14 protein-coding genes and 1 tRNA gene are annotated in these 17592 nt (G+C 66.9%); 11 read left to right on the top strand and 4 right to left on the bottom strand.

All coding sequences use genetic code 11. From position 1 onward, the window contains the following. Window positions 1-29: 29 nt before the first annotated feature. Window positions 30-1237 (bottom strand): IS3 family transposase gene (locus U1H82_RS09950; RefSeq protein ID WP_445977869.1). Its coding sequence is split into 2 segments (ribosomal slippage): window positions 30-904 and window positions 904-1237, totalling 1209 coding nucleotides; the frame shifts between segments, so codons are not numbered across the junction. A gap of 358 nt (window positions 1238-1595) precedes the next feature. Here U1H82_RS09950 and U1H82_RS09945 point away from each other — a divergent pair. The 3 genes from U1H82_RS09945 (at window position 1596) to U1H82_RS09935 (ending at window position 4356) form a co-directional block, all read left to right on the top strand. Beyond that, window positions 1596-2384 carry a hypothetical protein gene (locus U1H82_RS09945; protein WP_322964766.1) on the top strand — a complete coding sequence of 263 codons (789 nt, stop codon included), beginning with the start codon at window positions 1596-1598 and terminating at the stop codon, window positions 2382-2384. Window positions 2385-3053: 669 nt separating this feature from the next. Then, entirely contained in the window at window positions 3054-3605 is a 552-nt protein-coding gene (locus tag U1H82_RS09940) for a hypothetical protein (protein ID WP_322964765.1), read from the top strand. After that, the gene (locus U1H82_RS09935) at window positions 3598-4356 is read left to right on the top strand and encodes a hypothetical protein (RefSeq protein WP_322964764.1); all 759 of its coding nucleotides are present in this window, start codon (window positions 3598-3600) and stop codon (window positions 4354-4356) included. Before U1H82_RS09940 ends, U1H82_RS09935 begins: the two co-directional genes overlap by 8 nt. Before the next feature lie 121 nt (window positions 4357-4477). Here U1H82_RS09935 and U1H82_RS09930 read toward each other — a convergent pair. Further along, a tRNA-Thr gene (locus U1H82_RS09930) sits at window positions 4478-4552 on the bottom strand. A gap of 85 nt (window positions 4553-4637) precedes the next feature. Here U1H82_RS09930 and U1H82_RS09925 point away from each other — a divergent pair. Then, window positions 4638-4769, top strand: coding sequence for a hypothetical protein (locus U1H82_RS09925; protein WP_322964763.1), 132 nt, complete (start codon window positions 4638-4640; stop codon window positions 4767-4769). 4 nt (window positions 4770-4773) lie between these two features. On the opposite strand, the gene U1H82_RS09920 is transcribed toward U1H82_RS09925, so the two are convergent. Together U1H82_RS09920 and U1H82_RS09915 are read right to left on the bottom strand one after the other, a co-directional pair. After that, window positions 4774-5229, bottom strand: a complete 456-nt coding sequence (locus U1H82_RS09920; RefSeq protein WP_322964762.1) for a DUF3429 domain-containing protein — start codon at window positions 5227-5229, stop codon at window positions 4774-4776. A gap of 268 nt (window positions 5230-5497) precedes the next feature. After that, window positions 5498-7534, bottom strand: coding sequence for a TonB-dependent siderophore receptor (locus U1H82_RS09915; protein WP_322964761.1), 2037 nt, complete (start codon window positions 7532-7534; stop codon window positions 5498-5500). A 211-nt stretch (window positions 7535-7745) separates the two neighbouring features. Between U1H82_RS09915 and U1H82_RS09910 the strand changes: the two genes are divergently transcribed. The 7 genes from U1H82_RS09910 (at window position 7746) to cobA (ending at window position 17494) form a co-directional block, all read left to right on the top strand. Continuing rightward, on the top strand, window positions 7746-8327 hold the full coding sequence (locus tag U1H82_RS09910) for an ANTAR domain-containing response regulator (RefSeq protein WP_322964760.1): 582 nt from the start codon (window positions 7746-7748) through the stop codon (window positions 8325-8327). Beyond that, a complete protein-coding gene (locus tag U1H82_RS09905) occupies window positions 8324-9520 on the top strand; it encodes an ABC transporter substrate-binding protein (protein WP_322964759.1) in 1197 nt (398 codons plus the stop codon). The genes U1H82_RS09910 and U1H82_RS09905 overlap by 4 nt, the downstream gene beginning before the upstream one ends. 379 nt (window positions 9521-9899) lie before the next feature. Continuing rightward, entirely contained in the window at window positions 9900-11147 is a 1248-nt protein-coding gene (locus tag U1H82_RS09900) for a nitrate/nitrite transporter (protein WP_322964758.1), read from the top strand. A 28-nt stretch (window positions 11148-11175) separates the two neighbouring features. Continuing rightward, a complete protein-coding gene (gene nirB / locus U1H82_RS09895) occupies window positions 11176-13656 on the top strand; it encodes a nitrite reductase large subunit NirB (RefSeq protein WP_322964757.1) in 2481 nt (826 codons plus the stop codon). After that, on the top strand, window positions 13653-13991 hold the full coding sequence (gene nirD, locus U1H82_RS09890) for a nitrite reductase small subunit NirD (protein ID WP_175310516.1): 339 nt from the start codon (window positions 13653-13655) through the stop codon (window positions 13989-13991). The genes nirB and nirD overlap by 4 nt, the downstream gene beginning before the upstream one ends. A 136-nt stretch (window positions 13992-14127) precedes the next feature. Then, the gene (locus tag U1H82_RS09885) at window positions 14128-16713 is read left to right on the top strand and encodes a molybdopterin-dependent oxidoreductase (protein WP_322964756.1); all 2586 of its coding nucleotides are present in this window, start codon (window positions 14128-14130) and stop codon (window positions 16711-16713) included. After that, window positions 16703-17494 carry a uroporphyrinogen-III C-methyltransferase gene (gene cobA, locus U1H82_RS09880; protein ID WP_322964755.1) on the top strand — a complete coding sequence of 264 codons (792 nt, stop codon included), beginning with the start codon at window positions 16703-16705 and terminating at the stop codon, window positions 17492-17494. The genes U1H82_RS09885 and cobA overlap by 11 nt, the downstream gene beginning before the upstream one ends. Window positions 17495-17592 lie beyond the last annotated feature (98 nt).

Here is a 17592-nt window from a genome sequence, read left to right as displayed (position 1 = left end):
TGATCTGGCCCCCGTTTGGCCGGACGGATTCAAGCGGTTGCAGAAACCATTGCGCGATGCTCGCGCGGGGAACGCATTTTGAGCCCTGAATGAGGGTGGTTGTCGTTGTAGTCTTCGATCCATCCGGCAAGCGATGTCAACGCGGTGAGTGCATCGGGTAGCGACGAGACGCGGACGTAATCGCGTTTGAGGGTATGCACGAAGGCTTCGGAGATGCCGTTGGATTGCGGGCTGCGGACAGGGGTGAAGCAGGGTTTGAGCCCGAGTTGCCGGGCAAAGGTCCGCGTTTCGCGGGCGGTATAGGCCGAGCCGTTATCGGACAGCATCTCAACCGGCGCGACCGTGCGCATACCGCCGAAGCGGGCCTCCACGGCTTCCAGCATGATGTCGCGCACGTCCGAACCGCTGATGCCGGCATTGGTGACGGCGTGCCAGGCGATGATCTCGCGGTCGTGGGCGTCGATGATAAAGGCGCCGCGCACGACCTCGCCGTTCCAGCAGGTGAACTCGAACCCGTCCGAGCACCAGCGCAGGTTCGAGCGGATCGCCACCACGACGCCGTCATGACCGTAATCGGTTCGCTCGGTATAGCGCCGCGCCAGCAGCAGGCGGTTGGCTGCCATGATGCGGTAGACGCGTTTGTGGTTGACCGGCACCAGTCCTTCGGCGCGCTGCTGTCGATTGAGGACCGCCGCGATGCGGCGGTAGCCGTATGTTGGCCGCTGCGCGGCGATCTGGCGAATGCGGGGCAACAGGTCCGCGTCGTCGGCCTTCGTGTATGGCCCGCGCGTCTTGGTGCTGCCGGTCAGGCGGTCGTACACCGTCGAGCGTCCGACGCCGAGCGTGCTGGCGACCAGGCTCACCGGATAGTCTCCGGCAGCGGCGAGTGCATGAGCAAGCTCGCTTTTTTTGGGCGCGAGCGCTCCAGCGCCTCCTTCAGTATCTCGACCTCCAGCGTCTTGCGGCCGAGCTGGCGCTCCAGTTCGCGGATGCGGGCTTCCATCTCACGGACCTGACGGTTGCTGGTTACGTCATCGTCGCCGACGATCGCGACGCTTCCGCCTTCCAGCATCAGCCGCCGCCAGCGGTACAGCAGGTTCGGGGCCACGCCATTGCGGCGCGCCACCACCGATATGCTCTCGCGACCATCGAGCGTTTCCTCAACGATCCTCAGCTTCTCGGTGGAACCCCAGTGACGACGCCGACCGCCGTCGGTGATGATCTCGGACACGGACATAAGCCTATGCTCAGGGGATAGCCCCAAGCCTCCTTCTTAGGCTTGAATCCGTCCGGCCAAACGGGGGCCAGCTCAGTGACGTCGGCGCGGTTGTAGGATAGTGGTCGCACCTATTCGCGCTCTGCTGATCGCGATATAGACGAAGCGAGTATCGACGGTGCTGGCGCGCAAGGCTTTGAGAAGCGTTATGGCGCGACCGCAGCTTGCGCCTTGGGCGAAGCTGGGGGTGCGCACCCAACTGCGGTGGATATCCCGGTCGGCGGGATGATTTAAATCAAGCATCTGATGCGTCCTCCTTGACGTGCTGGGGAACCATGCTCGCGCCCTGACGGCCGCGGTTGCGGCGCTTGTACCGAGCGTGAGTTCGCTGGGGGCGGGCAGTGTCGCCAGCCAGGCGGTCGGCATCGCGACAGGCATACAGGACAAATTTTCGTTCAAAAGCGTGGCGCTTGCCGCGATCGGCGGCGGGGTCGCAGGCGCCTTGACCAAGGTCATCCCCGGCACGATCGGCGGCAGCGAAGCGCTGAGCGCGGCAGCACGCGGGGCTGCGGGCAGTGCGATCACGCAAGGGATCGGCGTCGCCACCGGTCTGCAACGCCGGTTCGGCTGGGCGGGCGTCGCAGCGGCGGGCATCGGAGCGGGCGTATCGACGGCGGTCGGCAACGCGCTCGGCGTCAACCGACTCTCGCTGTCGGCGGGTGATATCGCCGGTACGCTGGTGGCGGGCACGGCAGGCGCCATCGCCAACGCCGCGACGCGCAGCATTGCCCAGGACACGAGCTTCGGCGACAACATCCTGTCCGCGCTCCCCGATGTCATCGCCTCCACCGTCGGATCGGTGGTGCAGGCGAGCGTGGCGCGGGCCAAGGCCGCCAGACCGGTGATTGCCGAGCCCAAACAGGCGCTGCTGGGCGATCTGGGGCTGGCCGACTCCATCCGCAGCGACGGCCGCCTCGCGACGAACCTCAGCCGCGCCGAACTTCAGGCCCGGGTCGACGCAGTGAATGCCCGGCGCAGTGCGGGGCAGAAGGTCCAGATCGGCTTTGACGACGACATCGTCGTGGGCGGCGGTTTGACCGACGTCCAGCAGGTCACCGCAGCTACACGGCGCGCCAGCAGGCCACCCGCGCGCAGGCCGTCGCGCTAGGCTTCACGCAGATGGTGGTGGAGGTGTCGCCCGCGGGCCGCGCATGACTGTCGAACGGCAGAAGCTGGAGGCGCAGGCGGAGAGCATCCTCGCAGACGCTCGGGAGCGCGCGGATCAGCGCGGGCGACGAACCCGGCCGCTGCCGGCACTATCATGCACTACGCCAAGCTTAAGGTAGACCGCCTGCTGGCGGACCAGACGCGCCTTAAGTTCGGTCGAGACTCCCGCGACCTCGACGGCAATCCCGGCACCACAACGCGCCGGGCCTGGCTGCGGTGTCGTGGCGACTTCCACAGCTCCGGCCCGGGCCACCGGCTGTGCGTTGAGTGCCGGAAGAGGGCCACGGACGCCAGTCCTTACGCCGTGTATCTTGCGTTTTGCTGTAAGGTTCTCCTAGCAAGTCAGGAGAAAACATGCAACGTATTCTTGTGGTCAATTCTAAACGTCTGAGATAGAATGATAAAATATCCAAAATCCAAGAAGTGACTTAAGCATGCCGCTGCATGTTCATTCTTCAATCGCTTTGGATGAATCTCAAAGCAGCCACTAATCGCCACTCTGTTCGCTGACTGTTCACCAGAACTTGCTAAGGCCTGCTCACCTCATATGACGACAAGGCTTGCACGGAAGATCGTGCAAACATATGCTCTGCCCAAAAGGAGGCGAATCGTGGCAGAAATTCAAACCGACGTAGACGATGAGTTTGCAGCGATGCAGGCGGTGTTCTCCGCTCTGAAGCCGCTCAGTGAAGAGGGCGCCCAGCAACGGGTAATGGACTACGTTGCTAATCGTCTAGGCCTGTCTATTCCCCGGGCAGCGAAGGGTAGTGCCAATCAACACACCGTGATTGAAGACGAGTCGACGGAAGAGAACGAAGACACGTCGGTTCATGCGCCGGGTGACTTGGCAAGTTTTGGTACGTTTGCGGAGTTGTGCGACGCCGCTCAGCCCAAGACGCAGGCGGACAAAGCGCTCGTCGGCGGTTACTGGCTCCAAGTCTGTCAGGGCGGAGAGAGCTTTGACGGTTTCGCCATCAACAAGGAACTCAAAAACCTTGGGGAGGGCATCGCGAACATCACGTCCGCGCTGGAAACGCTCAAAGCCCAGAAGCCTGCATTGGCACTCCAGCTAAAGAAGTCGGGCAAGGCTCGGCAGGCACGTAAGACGTTCAAGGTTACGGTAGCGGGCATCAAGGCCGTGGAAGCCATGATTCGTGGATGAGGGTAGACTTAAGGCAGCCTTGAGCGGGTATCTGACGACTGAGCTCGGGAGCGAGCTAGTCGCCGATTTTATCAAACTTCGGCGCGATGCTGCCACCCTCACTCTTGAGCGGGCAGTGGCGGGCAAGTTCGTGGAGGTATTCGTCCAGTGCCTGCAGAAACTCGCAACGGGCAAATACGACGAGAAGCCCGACGTTGACGCCTATTTGAGCAAGCACGCCGAAAATCAATCTGCTTTGCCTGAGGGCATTCGGGTGTGCGGTGCGAGGCTCGCTCGCTTCATCTACACGCTTCGCAACAAGCGGAACATTGCTCACAAGAACCCAGTCGATCCAAATCGCTTCGACCTCGCACTAGCGCACGAGGGCGCGGCGTGGATCATGGCTGAACTCCTTCGCAACGCTACTGGCGTCTCCATGGAAGAAGCCGGGGCGCTGATAGAGCTTGTCCAGACGCCGGTCGGCACGTTGGTTGAGGAGATTGATGGTGTTCGCCTAGTACACGCGGATGCGTCGGTACGTGGCGAGATATTGATTCTCTTACACAGCCACTACCCTCAGCGGGTCGGTTCAGCAGACATACTGCGCACTATGAGCGGTCGCAGCGGCGGCTCGGTACGGAATAGGCTGGGCGAGCTGAAAGCTGAGAAGCGTCTCGTGGGAGACTCCAAGGCCGGGTACAGGCTCACGCAGACCGGCTATTCGGAAGCCGTGGAAACCATACGTGGGGTCCTACAGCCGAGGGCCGTCTGATTCCGTCCGAGCTAAGTGGTCACGCTCTGAGGATAAAATTACCCGTACCATTTCCCGCGCACAGGCCTCGGCGCTTTTGCCCCGAAGGGACTGTTCTATCTCACTGAAAACAGAAGGAAAATGGTGCTGCCGGTGAGGATTGAACTCACGACCTCAGCCTTACCAAGGATGCGCTCTACCACTGAGCTACGGCAGCACTCGCGTTTCACCGCGGGAAGCGCGCCTAGAGACGATTGGGCGGGCATTGTCAAGCGCCCTTTGTGCGGATTATGCGAAATGCCATGGCAAAGGACGAACGCGCGGAGCGGCTGGCGGCGGCGCTCCGGGAAAATCTGAAGCGGCGAAAGGCGCAGGCGCGCGAGCAGGACGAGGCGCGGGCGCCCGGTCCCGTGCCCCGCGAAGACACCACCTGAGGGTTCAGCGCGGCGCGATGAGGCCCAGGACGATGGTCAGGCCGCCTAGCCCCAACGACAGGGCCCAGCGCAATCGCGCCCATCCCGCGATATCACGCATCGCCGTGCCGACACGGGCATCGGCGAGCGGTGTGACGATGATGACCAGGCCGAGCAGGATCAGCGCGGCCTGGATCGAACCGCCCACCAGCAGCGGCGGCAACACCAGCGCCCATCCGATCAGGCTGGGCAGCACCGCAACCAGATAGGGCCAGCCCCGCTCGTCATGGCGAAGCAGCGCCTCCATCCACCACATGCCGCCCAGGAAGGACAGGATGAGCGCGGCATAGAGCGCTCCGCCGATCGTCACGGGCAGGATCAGCGTGGGGGCGATCAGCGCCAGCGTGACGCAGAGCAATGGCGGCAGCACACCCGCCGCGCCCAGGATCAGCGGCGGTCGTGGTAGGTGGGCGTGGTTCATCGCGGCATTCCCGAAACATGGCGTTGCGGGGTGGCTACGCAGAGGGGGCGCGATGGTTCATTTGGAGGGGCGGAGTTCATTCCTCCCCTGCAAGGGGAGGGTGTGCGAGCTTTGACGTGCCCCCGGCACGTCAAGATGGTGCCGGGGGCACCATCTCGCTCGCGCACATGCGAAGCATGGTGGAGGGGTGTCACCCTCTCGATAGCGGGACACCCCTCCGTCAGGCCTGTCGGCCTGCCACCTCCCCTTCCAGGGGAGGAATAAGACATCAAATCTCCAGCCGGAGCGACGCCCGCACCGTCCGGGGCGCGCCGGGATAGATCCACAATCGGCTGTACGAACTGGCGGCATAGCGCGCGTCGAACAGATTGTCCGCCTCCAGCCGGAAGCGCAGCCGGTCGCTGACCGGCACCTCGACCGCCGCCTTGGCCTTCACATAGGAGGGCAGGACCAGCGGCGTCGCGTCGAGCGAGCCTGCGCGGTCGCCGACATAGGCGAGGCCGCCGCTCAACTGCCAGTCGCGCCCGGCGACGGGCAGGCGGTGGACGACCAGCACCGTTCCCGAATGCGCGGGCACGCCGAGCACCGCCGGCGTGGCGAAGCTCTTGTCGTCGTTGCGGGCATGGACCCAGGCATAGTTGGCGATCACCTGCCACCGCTGAGCGATGCGGAGTGAGGCATCCGCCTCGATCCCCCGGCTGTTCATCCGGCCGACCGGCGCGTTGAAGCCGGGATCGACCGGATCGGTGGTCAGGATGTTGCTCTTGGCGATGTCGAACCAGGTCATGCCGAGGTCCAGCCCGGCCCAGCGGCCCGCGATGCCGACTTCATAGCCGCGCGCTTCCTCGGGCTGGAATCCCTCGCCGGTGCGGCCCGTGCCGGAATTGAGCAGGAAGGACTGGCCCCAATTGGCATGGACCGAGATATGATCGTCCACCGCATAACGGGCGCCCGCACGGAACTTGACCGGCTCGTCGACGATCTGCCCGACGCTGCCGGTACGGTTGTTGACGATCTTTTGCCGATAGGGATCGATCCGCGCGCCGCCGACCAGGGTCAGCCGGTCGGTCACCGCCCACATATCCTGGACGTAGATCGTGCCCGCCCAGCGATTTTCGTCATTGTTGGTGAAGGGCAAGAGCGGCGCGGCGGTGCCGCCATAGGTCGACGCCGGATCATAGAGGTCGACCGCGTAAGGAAAGGCCGCCGACGGATTGCGCCGCATCCAGCGCTCGCCATAGGTCATGCGATAGCCCTTGAGCCCCAGGCTCAGCTGGTGCCGCCCGACCGTCCCGGCCAGCTCCAGCCGCGCGGCCAGGTCGTCGATCACGAAGTCGCGCGAGCGGCGCTGGCGCCAGACCTGGGTGCCGACGATGCGCGACTGGTCCGCCGAAAAACCCTTGAGCGAGCCCGTTCGCCAGACGATCCCGCCGTTCAGGGTCCAGCCGCCACCCAGCTGCGCCAGGCCGGTCAGCTGGTGCCGTTCATTGCGGAAGCGGGTGAGGCCGTTGGACGGCTCGCCATAATAGTTGGAGCGGGGCAGGGCATTGGCATCGTCGCCCACCGCCGGGATGCCGCGATCGAACGGCGTGTCGAACTGCATGAACTCGGCCAGATAGGTCAGGCGCAGCGAGTCGCTGGGGCGCCAGGTCAGCGAGGGCGATACGACCCGCCGCTTGAGCGACACGGTATCGCGCCAGCCGTCGCTATCCTCCGCCGCGACGACGATCCGGGCGGCGAAGGTGTCGGAGAGCGGCCCCGTGGCATCCGCCTCGACCCGGCGCGTGTCGAACGAGCCATAGGTCGCGGTCAGCCGCGCAGAGGGGGTGAAGCGCGGCATCTTCGAGACGATGTTCACCCGGCCGCCCGGATCGACATCGCCGAAGATCGCCCCCGCCGGGCCCTTCAGCACCTCGATCCGCTCGACCGTGGCGGGGTCGCGCGGCGGCACCATGCCGCGATTGGCGATGAAGCCGTCGACATAGAATTCGGCGCCGCCATCGGGCGTCCCCAGAAAGCCGCGAATCGCGAAATTGTCGAGCACGCCGCCGCGATTATTCTGCTGGCTGAACCCGCTGACCAACTCCAGCGCGTCGTTCAGGCGATAGGTGCCCGCCGCCTGCAACACGTCCTGCTCCAACGAGCGGCTGGACTGCGACATGCGCGCGGTGGCGGGGTCGGAGGACAGGGTGCGATCGACCGAGCGGCGGGTGCCGAGGACCACGATGTCCGACCGCTTCGCCGCCGTTTCCTCTTCCCCGATTTCCTGCGCGGTGGCGCAAAGGGGCGTAGCGCAGGAGGCCATGGCCAACCCGAGGGCAGCGAAGCGGAAACGGCGAGGGGAACGGTCGGTGACGGCCATCGGGAAAATCCGGTGATGTGGTATGTTGCAACGTCTCATACGGGGCGGAAGCGGCAAGGCAACAGGTGGGCCGGATGATTCTGAAAAAATCGTCATGGCAGTCGTCTTCGTCCGGGCTGGATGACGCGCGGCTTTCGGGCTAGTCCATCCGCCCGTGAGGATCGCGATCATCGACACCAGCACGACGCGCGCGGCGATCATCGCCGAAGGACTGCGCGAGGCCGGATTGGACGATCAGGTGCTGATCGACCCCGCCGGGCCGATCGTCCGCCAGATCGAGGCATGCGCGCCCGAGGTGGTGCTCATCAATCTGGAAAATCCCGGCCGCGACCTGCTGGAGGATTTCTTCGCCATGTCGCGCGCGCTCGATCGGCCGATCGCGATGTTCGTCGACCAGTCGGATGCCGAAAGCGCGCTGGCGGCGGTCGATGCGGGGGTGTCGGCCTATGTCGTCGATGGCCTGGCCAAGCAGCGGATCAAGCCGGTGCTCGACGTCGCGATCCGCCGCTTCCAGGCCTTTTCGCGGCTCCAGGCCGAACTGGCCGAGGCCAAGACCGCGCTGGCCGACCGCCAGACGATCGACCGGGCCAAGGCGATCCTGATGCGCCGGCGCGGGATCGACGAGCCCGCCGCCTATGCGCTGCTGCGCGGCCATGCGATGCAGTCCAACCGGCGCATCGTCGAGGTGGCCGATGCGATCGTGACCAGCGAGGCGCTGATGGGAGATGTGCCGTGAGTGTCGACCGGTTCCGCATCGGCTTCGTGCCGCTGGTCGACGCCGCGCTGCCCATATTGGCGCATGAGCTGGGCTTTGCCGAGGCGCAGGGCGTTGGCATCGAGATGGTGCGCGACGTCACCTGGGCGGCGGTGCGCGACCGGCTGCTCTATGGGCATACCGACGCTGCGCACATGGTCGCGCCGCTTGCCATCGCCACTGCGCTGGGCCGCGATCGCCCGGCGGTGCCGATGGCGGTGCCCTTCGTCTTGGGGCTGAACGGCAATGCGATCACCTTTTCGACCGCGCTCGGCGAGGCGTGCGGGCTGGGCGAGGGGCTGGGCGATCCGATCGCGGTGGGGGCGGCCTTGCGCGAGGTGGCGGCGCGGCAGCGGTTGCGCTTCGGCGTGGTGCACCGTCATTCCAGCCACAATTACATGCTGCGCTATTGGCTGGCGGGGGTCGGCATCCGGCCGGATGTGGATGTCGATATCGTCGTGACCAGCCCGCCCTTCGCCGCCGATGCGCTGGCGGCGGGGGAGGTGGACGGCATTTGTGTCGGCGAGCCGTGGAACTCGATCGCGGTCGATCGTGGGGTAGGCCGGATCGCGCTGGCGACGGCGCAGATCTGGCGGCGGGGCGTGGAAAAGGTGCTGGCGATGCGCACCGATCACGCCGACGAACGGCGCGATGCGGTGCTGCGGCTGATCCGTGCGCTGCACGCGGCGGCGGCGCATTTCATCGACCCCGAGACGGTGGAGCAGAGCGCCGAAATCCTGTCCCGGCCCCATTATCTCGACGCGCCGGTGGGCGCGATCCTGCGCGCGATCACCGACCGTATCCGCGTCGTGCCGGGCGGCGAGCCGGTCCATTATCCCGACTTCATGTTCCAGTATCGCGAGGCGGCGAACTTCCCGTGGCGCAGCCAGGCGGGCTGGCTCTATGCGCAGATGGTGCGATGGGACGGGCTGCCCTTTTCGACCGCCGATGCCACCACCGCCCAAGGCGTGTTCCGCCCCGACCTGTACCGCGCCGCGCTGGCCGGATCGGGCGCGCCGTTGCCGGGCGCCAGTTCCAAGCTGGAGGGCGCGCTGGTCGAGCCGATCGGGGCGGGGTCGACGCAGGGGCGATTGGTGCTGGGCAGCGACCGGTTCTTCGACGGGCGGGCCTTCGATCCGGATGATATTCCGGGGTATCTGGCGGGACTTCCCTGAAATTCCTCCCCTGCAAGGGGAGGTGGCGCGCGCAGCGCGTCGGAGGGGTGTCCCGCTATCGAGAGGGTGACACCCTTCCGTCAGGGCTTCGCCCTGCCACCTCCCCTTGCAGGGGAGGAATGGATTCAGTTTTGCTGCATTTGCGAAAGCCTCTTGCGCGGCACCCGCGAATCAGGCAGTTTTCGACTCGTCCGGCAATGGCGTCGGGCACGAGATAGCAGCGCAGGCCACTCCAACGATGGGGCGGCGCGCTGGCGGAAGCGGGACGACCCCGCTTTCCGCTTGGAGGCAACGAAGCCGCCAGGATGCGACCCGCGAAGGGCCCCGCGTCCTGGCGGCTTTTTTCGTTTTGGGCCCTGAGCCCCACGGAGGCGGCACGATGGCGACGGCAATCTGGGATGACGGCAAAGCGGCGAAAGCGGGCGATGACGGCGGTTTCTGGTCGAGCGGCCACACGCCGACCCTGATCGCGGCGTTCCTCTATTTCGATCTGGCCTTCATGGTCTGGGTGCTGCTCGGCCCGCTCGCGCCGCAGATTTCCGCCAGCCTGGGGCTGACCCCGGCGCAAAAGGGAGTGATGGTCGCGGTGCCGACGCTGGCGGGTGCGGTGCTGCGCGTCGTCAACGGGCTGCTGGTCGACCGGATCGGGCCGAAGCGGGCGGGCGCGATCAGCCAGTTGATCGTCATCGGCGGGCTGTTTTTCGCCTGGGTGCTGGGGGTGAACAGCTTTGGCGGCACGCTGGCGCTGGGTGTCATCCTGGGCTTTGCGGGGGCGAGCTTCGCCATCGCGCTGCCGCTTGCCAGCCGCTGGTATCCGCCCGAGCATCAGGGCAAGGCGATGGGCCTGGCGGGCATGGGCAATTCGGGCACGGTGCTGGCAGCACTTTTCGCGCCCGCGCTGGCCAAGCTGTTCGGCTGGAACGCGGTTCTCGGCCTGGCCTGCCTGCCGCTGACCCTCGTCTTCTTCGCCTATATGATGATGGCCAAGGACGCGCCGGGCGCGCCGCCGCCGCGGCGTCTGGTCGAATATCTTGCACCCCTGAAACAGGCCGATGCCTGGTGGCTGATGGGCTTTTACGCCGTCACCTTCGGCGGGTTCGTGGGTCTGGCCGCCAGCCTGCCCATCTATTTCACCGATCGGTTCGGACTGACCCCGGTGCAGGCCGGTTACGCCACGGCGGCCTGCGTCTTTGCCGGGTCGCTGGTGCGGCCGATGGGCGGGGCGCTGGCCGATGCGATCGGCGGCGTGAAGGCGCTGATGGTGGTGTTCGCCGCCGCCGCCGTCACGCTGACCGGCGTGGCGATGGTCGATGGCTTTGCCGCCTCGCTGGCGCTGTTCGTGCTGTCCATGCTGGCGCTGGGCGTCGGCAACGGCTCGGTGTTCCAGTTGGTGCCGCAGCGTTTCGCCGCCGAGATCGGCGTGATGACCGGCCTCGTCGGCATGGCGGGCGGGATCGGCGGCTTCTACCTCGCCTCCTCGCTGGGTTTTGCCAAGCAGTGGACCGGCAGTTTTTCGGGCGGCTTCCTGATCTTCGCAGCCCTCGCGCTGGTCGCGCTGGCGGGCCTGATGCTGGTCAAGACCCGCTGGCGCCGCAGCTGGGGCGCGGCCGAGGGCGTGCGGATCTGATGCTTTTCCTCTTCCACGGATCGAACCGATGAAACACGAAGTCGTCACCCCCGCGAAGGTCGACACCCGCGAGCACCTGATCGTCGTCGGCAACGGCATGGCCGGTTGCCGCGCGGTCGAGGAACTGCTGGCCCGCGATCCCGGCCGCTACCGCATCACCATCTTCGGTGCCGAGCCGTTGGTGAACTACAACCGGATCATGCTGTCGCCGGTGCTGGCGGGCGAGAAGACGTTCGATGAGATCGTCATCAATGGCCTCGACTGGTATGCCGATAACGGCATCACCCTGGTCAGCGGCGATCCGGTTACTGCGATCGACCGGGAGGCGCGCACCGTCACCGCGAAGAGCGGCATGGTGCTGGACTATGACCGGCTGCTGATCGCGACCGGTTCCGATCCCTTCATCATCCCGGTGCCCGGCCACGACCTGCCCGGCGTCATCAGCTTTCGCGACATGAAGGATGTCGAGCATATGCTCGCCGCCGCCGAGCGGGGTGGCAGTGCGGTGGTGATCGGCGGCGGCCTGCTGGGACTGGAAGCGGCGCACGGCCTTTCCCTTCGGGGCATGACCGTCACCGTCCTCCATCTGATGCCGACGCTGATGGAGCGGCAGCTCGACGAGGCGGCGGGCTGGCTGCTCAAACAGGCGTTGGAGGCGCGCGGCCAGACCGTGCTGACCGGCGCGGACACCGCCGCGATCCTGGGCGACGGCAAGGTGGAGGCGATCCGCCTAAAGGACGGGCGCGAGATTGCCGCCGACCTGGTGGTGATGGCGGTCGGCATCCGCCCCTCGGTCGCGCTGGCCCGCGCCGCCGGGCTGGAGGTCGGGCGCGGGATCAAGGTGGACGACCATATGGTCACCTCCGATCCCCGCATCCTGGCGGTCGGTGAGTGCGTCGAGCATGACGGGCAGGTCTATGGCCTGGTCGCGCCGCTCTGGGACATGTGCCGCAGCCTCGCTGATGCGCTGACCGGTAGCCCGTCCGGCTATCGCCCCACCGCCACCGCGACCAAGCTGAAGGTCGCCGGGCTCGACGTCTTTTCGGCGGGCGATTTCGGCGGCGGCGACGGCGCGGAGGACATCGTGCTGCGCGACGCGTCGCGCGGCATTTATAAGCGCGTCGTGGTCAAGGACGACCGCATCGTCGGTGCGGTGCTGTACGGCGATACCGCCGACGGCAACTGGTATTTCGATCTGCTCAAAAAAGGCGAGAGCGTCGGCGACATTCGCGACGCGCTGATCTTCGGCCAGGCCTTCGCCTCGGGAGGGGGGCAAGCGGACCCTAAGGCGGCCGTTGCGGCGCTCTCCGACACGGCGGAGATTTGCGGCTGCAACGGCGTCACCAAGGGCCAGGTCGTCTCGTGCATCGCGCGAGGAGCGCACAGCCTGGATGCGGTTCGCGCCACCTGTAAGGCGTCGGCAAGCTGCGGCTCGTGCACCGGGCTGGTCGAGACGTTGCTCGCGCTTACGCTCGGCGACGAGGTCGAGGCGGGGCTGAAGACGATGTGCAAATGCACCAGCTTCGGCCATGACGATGTGCGCCGCGAGATCGTGGCGCAGGGCATGAAGTCGATCCCCGAAGTCATGCAGAAGCTGCACTGGTCGACGCCTGACGGCTGTTCCTCCTGCCGCCCCGCGCTCAACTACTATCTGCTCTGCGCCTTGCCCGGCGAATATCAGGACGACCAGCAGAGCCGCTTCGTCAACGAGCGGATGCACGCCAACATCCAGAAGGATGGCACCTATTCGGTCGTGCCGCGCATGTGGGGCGGCATCACCTCTCCGAAGGAGCTGCGCGCGATCGCCGATGTGGTCGAGAAGTTCAACGCGCCGATGGTCAAGGTGACCGGCGGCCAGCGGCTCGACATCTTCGGCATCAAAAAGGAGGATTTGCCCGCCGTCTGGGCCGATCTGAACGCGGCCGGGATGGTCAGCGGCCATGCCTATGGCAAGTCCTTGCGCACGGTGAAGACCTGTGTCGGCTCCGAATGGTGCCGCTTCGGCACGCAGGATTCGACCGGCCTCGGCGTCAAGCTGGAGCGTGCGACCTGGGGGTCGTGGATGCCGCACAAGTTCAAGATCGCGGTCAGCGGCTGCCCGCGCAACTGCGCCGAGGCGACGATCAAGGACTTCGGCGTGGTCTGCGTTGATTCGGGCTATGAACTCCATGTCGGCGGCAATGGCGGGATCAAGGTCCGCGCCACCGACCTGCTGTGCAAGGTCGCGACCGAAGCCGAGGCGATGGAGATGTGCGCCGCCTTCATCCAGCTCTATCGCGAAGAGGCGCGCTATCTGGAACGCACCGCGCCGTGGATCGAGCGGGTGGGGCTGGCCTATATCCAGTCGCGGCTGCTGCCCGATGAAGAGGCGCGCGCGGAACTCGCCCACCGCTTCTTCTACTCGCAGCAATTCTCGCAAGACGATCCCTGGGCCGCGCGCGTCGCGGGCGAGGAACGCGAAATCCATGCGCCGATGGCGCGATTCCAGCCGATTGGAGAGATGGCATGATTGGCGAATGGCTCGATATCGGCTGGGTCAACGAAATCCCGGTGCGCGGCAGCCGCACGGTGCAGGTCGAGGGCGGTAACGACATCGCCGTCTTCCGCACCGGCGAGAACAAGGTCTTCGCGCTGCTCGACCGCTGTCCGCACAAGCATGGCCGGTTGAGCCAGGGCATCGTGCACGGCGGCGCGGTGGCGTGTCCGCTGCACAACTGGCGGATCAGCCTGTCGACCGGCGAGGCACTGGGCGAGGACAAGGGCTGTACGCCGGTCGTGCCGGTGAAGATCAGCGGCGGCCGCGTGCTGATCTGCCGCGCCAGCACCCTGAAGGCGGCGGCGTGATGATCCTCCCCGGCACGGGGAGGGGGACCGCGGCCGAAGGCCGTGGTGGAGGTGGATCGCCGCGAGCGACCCGCCTGCGGAAGTCCCCCTCCACCAGCCTGCGGCTGGTCCCCCTCCCCGCGAGCGGGGAGGATCTATGATCCGCACCACCTGCGCCTATTGCGGTGTCGGCTGCGGCATCCGCGCGACCGTGACCGGCGAGCGTAGCGTCACGATCGAGGGCGACCCCGACCATCCCGCCAATCGCGGCAAGCTCTGCTCCAAGGGCACGCATCTGGGCGAGACGGTCGGCCTCGAAGGTCGCCTGCTCGCGCCCATGATCGGCAAGCGCCGCGCGTCGTGGGACAAGGCGCTGGACCTGGTGGCGAAACGCTTCCGCGACACCATCGCCCAGCATGGCCCGGACAGCGTCGCCTTCTATGTCTCCGGCCAGTTGCTGACCGAAGACTATTACGTCGCCAACAAGCTGATGAAGGGGTTCATCGGCTCGGCCAATATCGACACCAATTCGCGGCTCTGCATGTCGAGCGCGGTGGCGGGCCACACCCGCGCGTTCGGCGAGGACGTGGTGCCTGCATCCTACGAAGACATCGACGCCGCCGACCTGATCGTGCTGGTCGGCAGCAACACCGCCTGGTGTCACCCCATCGTATATCAGCGTATCCGCGCCCGTTGCGACGCGGGCGCCAAGCTGGTGGTGATCGATCCGCGTCGTACCGAGACGGCGGAGGAGGCCGACCTGCACCTGCCGCTGCGTCCCGGCAGCGACGTGGCGCTGATGAACGGCCTGCTCGCCTGGTGCCGCGAGGCGGGGGCGCTCCACGCTGCATTCCTCGCCGATCACCTGTCCGTCCCGGCCGATTTCTGGGAACGGGTGGGCGAGGGGAGCGATCTCTGGTCGGTCGCCAAGACCTGCGACCTGTCGCCTGCCGATCTGCGCCGCTTCTACGAGCTGTTCGCCGCCACCCCGCGCACCGTCACCCTGTTCAGCCAGGGGGTGAATCAGTCGCTGACCGGCACCGATCAGGTCAATGCGATCCTGAACGTCCATCTCGCGACGGGGCGCATCGGCAAGCCCGGCGCGCAGCCCTTTTCGATCACCGGACAGCCCAATGCGATGGGCGGGCGCGAGGTGGGTGGGCTGGCCTCGACGCTGGCGGCGCATATGGACTTCGCCCCCGAAAACCGCGCCCGCGTCCAGCGTTTCTGGGCCGCGCCGACCATCGCCGACAAGCCGGGGTTGAAGGCGGTCGACCTGTTCCGGGCGCTGGGCGAGGGGCGGATCAAGGCGCTGTGGGTGATGGCGACCAACCCCGCCGTGTCGATGCCCGATGCGGGCCGCGTGCGCGAGGCGCTGGCCGCCTGTCCCTTCGTGGTAGTCAGCGACGTGATCGCCGATACCGACACCTCCGCCCATGCCCATGTCCGCTTGCCCGCCGCCGCTTGGGGCGAGAAGGACGGGACCGTCACCAACTCCGACCGCACGATCAGCCGCCAGCGCGCGCTCTTCCCGCTGCCCGGTGAGGCCAAGCCCGACTGGTGGATCGTCAAGGAAGTCGGCCGCCGCATGGGGTGGAAGACCGGTTTCGCCTATGACCGCCCCGCCGAGATCTGGCGCGAGCATTGCCGCTTGTCGGCCTATGAGAATGACGGCGCGCGCCTCTTCGCGTTGCCCGGCCGGTCGAGCGTTGGCAATGCGGATTATGACGCGATGGCGCCGTTCCGCTGGGGCGGCACACCCTTTGCCGATGGTCGCTTCCCGACTGCCGATGGTCGCGCGCGGATGGTGACGGTCACGCAAAAGGCGATTTCCGGCCCGCTCGCCGCCTGGCCGCTGACGCTCAACACGGGGCGCTATCGCGACCAGTGGCACAGCATGACCCGCACCGGCCTGGCCCCCAAGCTCGCCCGGCACCGCGAGGAGCCTTTGGTCGAGGTGCATCCCGAGGATGCCGCGCAGTTGGGCGTCGCAGACGGCGGACTGGCACGCGTGGCCACGCCGCAGGGCGACAGCCTCTACCGCGTGCGCGTCACCCCGGCGCAGCGGCGGGGGGAAATCTTCACGCCGATCCACTGGACCGACCGCACCTCGAGCGGCGGGCGCACCGGCCTGTTGCCGCGTCCGCTGGTCGATCCCGTCTCGGGCCAGCCGGGGTTCAAGGAAACCCCGGCGCGGCTGGCGGCGGTTGCGCCCCGCTGGCGCGGTTTCCTGATCGTCGCCGGCGAGCCGGTGCGCACCCCCAAATGCCTCTGGGCGACGCGCGTTGCGGTTCCGGCGGGCAGCCTGTGGGAGTTGGCGGGCGATGGCGATCCGGTGAAGCTGGAAGCGAGCCTGCCCGGCGGCGCGCGGATCGAGGCGATCGATGCCGCGCGCGGCACAAGGCGGATCGCGATCCTGTCGGGCGGGCGGCTGGTCGCCGCGTTGTTCGTAACCGAGAGCGGCGAATTGCCGAGCCGCGACTGGCTGATCGGCCAGCTCGCCGAGGCGGAGGCCGCGCCGACCCTGCTCGCCGGACGCGCGCCGGGGGTGCAGGTGGATCGCGGTGCGATCGTCTGCGCCTGTTTCGATATCGGGATGCGCACCATCGTCGCGGCGATCCGCGACCAGCGTCTGGCCGATGTCGCCGCGATCGGAGCCGCTTTGGGCGCAGGCACCAATTGCGGATCGTGCCGCCCCGCACTCGCCCGCCTGCTCGCCGAGGAGACCAACCATGCCGCATGACGATTTTCCCGCCGGTTCGGTCTGGCTGGTCGGCGCAGGGCCGGGCGATCCCGACCTGCTGACCCGTAAGGCGGAGCGGTTGATCGCCGCCGCCGACATCGTCTTCTACGACGCGCTGGTCGGCCCCGGCATCCTCGACCTGATCGGCCCCCGTGCCGAGCGGATCAGCGTCGGCAAGCGCTCGGGCCGCCATTCCAAGGATCAGCGGACGATCGACGCGCTGATCGTCGCGGCGGCGTTGGAAGGCAAGCGCGTCGTCCGGTTGAAGGGCGGCGACCCGGCGATCTTCGGGCGTACGGCGGAGGAAGTGACCGCCTGCCGCGCGGCGGGCATATCGGTGCGCATCTGCCCCGGCATCACCGCCGCCAGCGCCGCCGTCGCCTCGGCCGGAACCAGCCTGACGTTGCGCGGCGTGGCGCGCCGCCTGACCCTGGTCACGGCCCATGCCCAGGCGGGGGCGACGCTCGACCTCGACTGGCAGGCGCTGGCGGCGACCGATTCGACGCTCGCCATCTATATGGGCCGCGCCGCCGCCGCGACCGTGGCGCAGCAGCTGGTCGCCGCCGGGCGCAGCCCCGACACGCCGGTCCTCGTCGTCGTCAACGCCTCGCTGCCCAATGAACGAATCATTCGGGGGCGTCTGTCCTCGCTGGCCTTTCTGGTCGAGGCGATCAGCGCCCACGATCCCGCCATGCTGATCGTCGGCGAAGCGGTCGAAGCCGATCAAAGCTTCGCGCATGCGGCATCAGGCCTGGTTCACGACGGAATGATCGTCGCCTGATCCAAAGGTCGAATTCAATATGTCCGAGGGGGAAAGGACGGGCGCGTCCCGGCGCCCATGACGGCGGTAGCAGCCAAGACTTCGTCATCGCGCTGTCG

The organism is Sphingomonas fuzhouensis, from assembly GCF_034659795.1.
Classification (GTDB): domain Bacteria; phylum Pseudomonadota; class Alphaproteobacteria; order Sphingomonadales; family Sphingomonadaceae; genus Sphingomonas; species Sphingomonas fuzhouensis.
This window is presented reverse-complemented; position numbering and strand designations above follow the sequence as displayed.

What these genes read in the sequence shown, in the direction of transcription:
- U1H82_RS09925 (WP_322964763.1), top strand. Translation starts at nt 4,638, where the DNA reads ATGGCAAAGGACGAACGCGCGGAGCGGCTGGCGGCGGCGCTCCGGGAA.
- U1H82_RS09920 (WP_322964762.1), bottom strand. Translation starts at nt 5,229, where the DNA reads ATGAACCACGCCCACCTACCACGACCGCCGCTGATCCTGGGCGCGGCG.
- U1H82_RS09915 (WP_322964761.1), bottom strand. Translation starts at nt 7,534, where the DNA reads ATGGCCTCCTGCGCTACGCCCCTTTGCGCCACCGCGCAGGAAATCGGG.
- U1H82_RS09900 (WP_322964758.1), top strand. Translation starts at nt 9,900, where the DNA reads ATGGCGACGGCAATCTGGGATGACGGCAAAGCGGCGAAAGCGGGCGAT.
- nirB (WP_322964757.1), top strand. Translation starts at nt 11,176, where the DNA reads ATGAAACACGAAGTCGTCACCCCCGCGAAGGTCGACACCCGCGAGCAC.
- nirD (WP_175310516.1), top strand. Translation starts at nt 13,653, where the DNA reads ATGATTGGCGAATGGCTCGATATCGGCTGGGTCAACGAAATCCCGGTG.
- U1H82_RS09885 (WP_322964756.1), top strand. Translation starts at nt 14,128, where the DNA reads ATGATCCGCACCACCTGCGCCTATTGCGGTGTCGGCTGCGGCATCCGC.
- cobA (WP_322964755.1), top strand. Translation starts at nt 16,703, where the DNA reads ATGCCGCATGACGATTTTCCCGCCGGTTCGGTCTGGCTGGTCGGCGCA.